The sequence below is a fragment of the Microcoleus sp. K1-B1 genome, assembly GCF_036704705.1.
In the GTDB taxonomy this organism is placed as follows: Bacteria; Cyanobacteriota; Cyanobacteriia; order Cyanobacteriales; family Microcoleaceae; genus Microcoleus.
Genome location: NZ_JAUBSH010000181.1, coordinates 1 through 2,943, shown reverse-complemented (window position 1 = coordinate 2,943; position 2,943 = coordinate 1). Strand labels below are relative to the sequence as shown.

The following is a 2,943-nucleotide window of genomic DNA, read 5'->3' as shown; positions in this document are numbered from 1 at the left end:
CGAATATTTGCCCAAATGGAATTATCGAGCCGTACCCCAACCTGAGTAATTCATTAAGTTATTTATTTTTCATTCCTAAGCGTCGAGAACTTCGACGGCAGAGACTTGGCGATCGCAAATCATTCGCGCTAGCTGATGGGCAGAGGCAAACGTCAGGCTACTCATAGGCAACAAACAGGTATTTCTCGATCGACTCAATTATATTCACTTTTAGTTAATATAGTTAACTAATATCAAACGGCTTTGTCCCTAAATCTTGTTAATTGCAGGCACAAGGTAGATAAGGGAGATAAGCAACATAAGGATTTTAAGGAATTTAAGTATTTTAAAATCCCAAATGAAGCCTAAAAATATTTATTTTAAAAGACCGTATCTTCCCCCCACTAAAAATAAAAGCATTCAATAATGATTACATAGCTGAGGGAAAGAGCAAGTTTGGCAGGAATCAATCAGCCTATCAAAAGCTTAGTTATCCTCAATAAAAAAATGTGTAAATTGGAGAATCAAAAATGTCTGTATTACATCGCATTAAATCTGGTACATCTGTTTTATTAACACTGGGAACAGTTGCAGCAACCGCAGCGCCGATGCTAGCTCCCGCGCCTTCTTTTGCTCAAACAGCTTTTTCGGATGTTAATAATAACTACTGGGCAAAAGACTTTATTCAAGATTTGTCAGAAAGAGGAATTATCAAAGGATTTCCCGATGGTAGTTTTCGCCCGGATGCACCGGTAACGCGGGCTGAATTTGCGGCAATGATCCGTTCTGTGAAAAAGGCAAAAACCCGCGGTGCTGTAAGGTTTGCCGATGTTCCGTCTAATTTTTGGGCAAGCGGGGCGATCGCCGAAGCTTACGAAATGGGATGGATGTCTGGCTATCCCGGCAATGTTTTCAGACCGACACAGCAGATTCCTCGCGTTCAAGTTGTAGTCGCTTTAAATAACGGAATGGGCTATGAGCCTACGTGCGATTTTCAAGATGTTCTCAGCTACTATAATGATGCGGGTGAGATTCAAACTTATGCTGTCAAAAGCGTTGCTGCAGCTACTGAAAAACAGTTAGTTGTCAGCTATCCTAATCCTAAATCTCTCAAACCTAACAAGTCAGCAACGCGAGCTGAAGTAGCTGCTTTTATCTATCAAACATTAGTGAGTACCAATCAAGCAAGAGCAATTAATTCTCCTTACATTGCTAAGATTGATGTTAGCGAGTCTGTGGCTGTGAAAATTCCCAGCGGGGTGACTATCCCAATCGAGTATGCAAAAGGCAAGATTTTGCTCGCCCCCAATGACAAGTCTCCGATTACGCTGACGGTAGCGGCGGATATCACGGGCAATAATGGCCAAGTGCTGATACCTGAAGGGTCGAAAATTAGTGGCGAATTGCGATCGACTACTTCGGGCGTTCAGTTTGTGGCTCAAGAATTAAGTATCATCAACGGCAGCAGAGTGCCTCTCAATGCCACTTCGCAAGTGATTACTAGGAAAGAAACTGTTACCAAGGGCGTTAATGTTGGCAATCTGGTTAAGAATACTGCCTTGGGTGCAGCAGCAGCGGCGGCGATTGCAGGTGTTACGGGCGATCGGGCGATCGCGACTGAAGAGGTGCTCGGCGGTGCGGGAATCGGGACTTTGATTGGGGTGTTTTTGGGTAGAGATAAAGTCGATTTGTATGCTGTTAATCCTGACACCGATTTAGATTTGCTTTTGAATTCCGATTTGGTAGTTGGTACTGCCAGCACAGACATTTGTAGCGCTCGATAGAACCGATACTTGGAAATTTCTTCAAACCCCTCGCCTTGCAGGAGAGGGGCTTTAATGTGTGTATTTTACCTTGCTACAGGTGCATCTAATTAAATAATTAGCCAGGGATTTTTTGTAACCGTTCAGGGGGTGCGCCTGCGGCGCACCACCGGGCAAGCTTTAGTGGTAAAGATTTGAGAGTATTGGTGCGAGCTGCAAAAACCAGCACTCAATTATGGTAATGTGAGAATTATGGAACAGCCACAAGCTAGCATCATCAAGCAAATCCCCCCAGAAGATTGGGAGAAAACTCCAGCCAGCGTCAAAAAAATGGTGGAGTTAATGGCGCAGCGGATTGAATCATTAGAACAACAGGCTATTGAATTACTCTCAGGCCAGCAGCAACTATTAGAAAAAGTCAATAAAACATCAAAAAACTCATCATCACCACCCTCAAGCGATCCACCTGGATTTGGTCAGAAAACAAGGAAAAAAAGTGGAAAAAAGCGGGGTGGACAACCAGGTCATGAGGGAAAAAGCCGCAACTTATATCGTAATTGCTCAACCCCCTTGACAAGAGAACGAGATAGACATTAGATAGAGGAATGAAAAAACTCCCTGACCTAAAACAACTATCGGATGAAGCCAAAAACGCCTTGATAGTAGAGCTTTGGCAGGAAATCCAAAAACTGCGGGCAGCATTAGACACTGACGAATCAAAACCCAACTCATCTCCCGCCAAAACCAGCTCGAATTCAAGCACTCCACCATCAAAAGGATTCAAGGGCAACATCAAGCGCTTGCCATCGAAAACAGAAGGAGTTAAAAGACAAAACAGCGTAGGCAGAGCAGGAGGGGGAAGACACCTACATCCCAACCCCGACCAAATCATTATCGCTCAAATCAAAAGTTGTCCCCAGTGTTCAGAAACAGTTAGTGTCGCAGCCCAAAAATTGCAATCGGTCTATGACAAAATAGAACTACCACCAATTCGCCCGCTCGTAACGCGCATTGAACGTTATGGCGGTCGCTGCGCCTGTTGTCAAACCGACTATCTTGCCCCCGTACCCGCAGGAATGGAACCAGGTTCACCATTTGGCAGCTCAATTCAAAGCTTAGTCACATAGAGAAAGCCACAAAAAAAATGATCCGATAACTAGGCGGATTTAGCAAAAATTTCAACAAACCATTTTTTGAGATT

At 44.0% G+C, this 2,943-nt stretch carries 3 protein-coding genes; all 3 read left to right on the top strand.

Translation table 11 applies throughout. The annotated features are described in order from the left end of the window. Positions 1-509: 509 nt before the first annotated feature. The 3 genes from QUA83_RS30185 to QUA83_RS30175 all read left to right on the top strand — a co-directional run bounded on the left by QUA83_RS30185 (position 510) and on the right by QUA83_RS30175 (position 2,869). Positions 510-1,763 carry an S-layer homology domain-containing protein gene (locus QUA83_RS30185; protein WP_333297885.1) on the top strand — a complete coding sequence of 418 codons (1,254 nt, stop codon included), beginning with the start codon at positions 510-512 and terminating at the stop codon, positions 1,761-1,763. A gap of 231 nt (positions 1,764-1,994) precedes the next feature. Then, positions 1,995-2,339, top strand: coding sequence for a DUF6444 domain-containing protein (locus tag QUA83_RS30180; protein WP_445301833.1), 345 nt, complete (start codon positions 1,995-1,997; stop codon positions 2,337-2,339). An 8-nt stretch (positions 2,340-2,347) separates the two neighbouring features. Next, positions 2,348-2,869 (top strand): hypothetical protein, encoded by a 522-nt coding sequence (locus tag QUA83_RS30175; RefSeq protein ID WP_333297883.1) that lies wholly within the window; start codon positions 2,348-2,350, stop codon positions 2,867-2,869. The last annotated feature ends 74 nt before the right edge of the window (positions 2,870-2,943 follow it).

What these genes read in the sequence shown, in the direction of transcription:
- QUA83_RS30185 (WP_333297885.1), top strand. Translation starts at nt 510, where the DNA reads ATGTCTGTATTACATCGCATTAAATCTGGTACATCTGTTTTATTAACA.
- QUA83_RS30180 (WP_445301833.1), top strand. Translation starts at nt 1,995, where the DNA reads ATGGAACAGCCACAAGCTAGCATCATCAAGCAAATCCCCCCAGAAGAT.
- QUA83_RS30175 (WP_333297883.1), top strand. Translation starts at nt 2,348, where the DNA reads ATGAAAAAACTCCCTGACCTAAAACAACTATCGGATGAAGCCAAAAAC.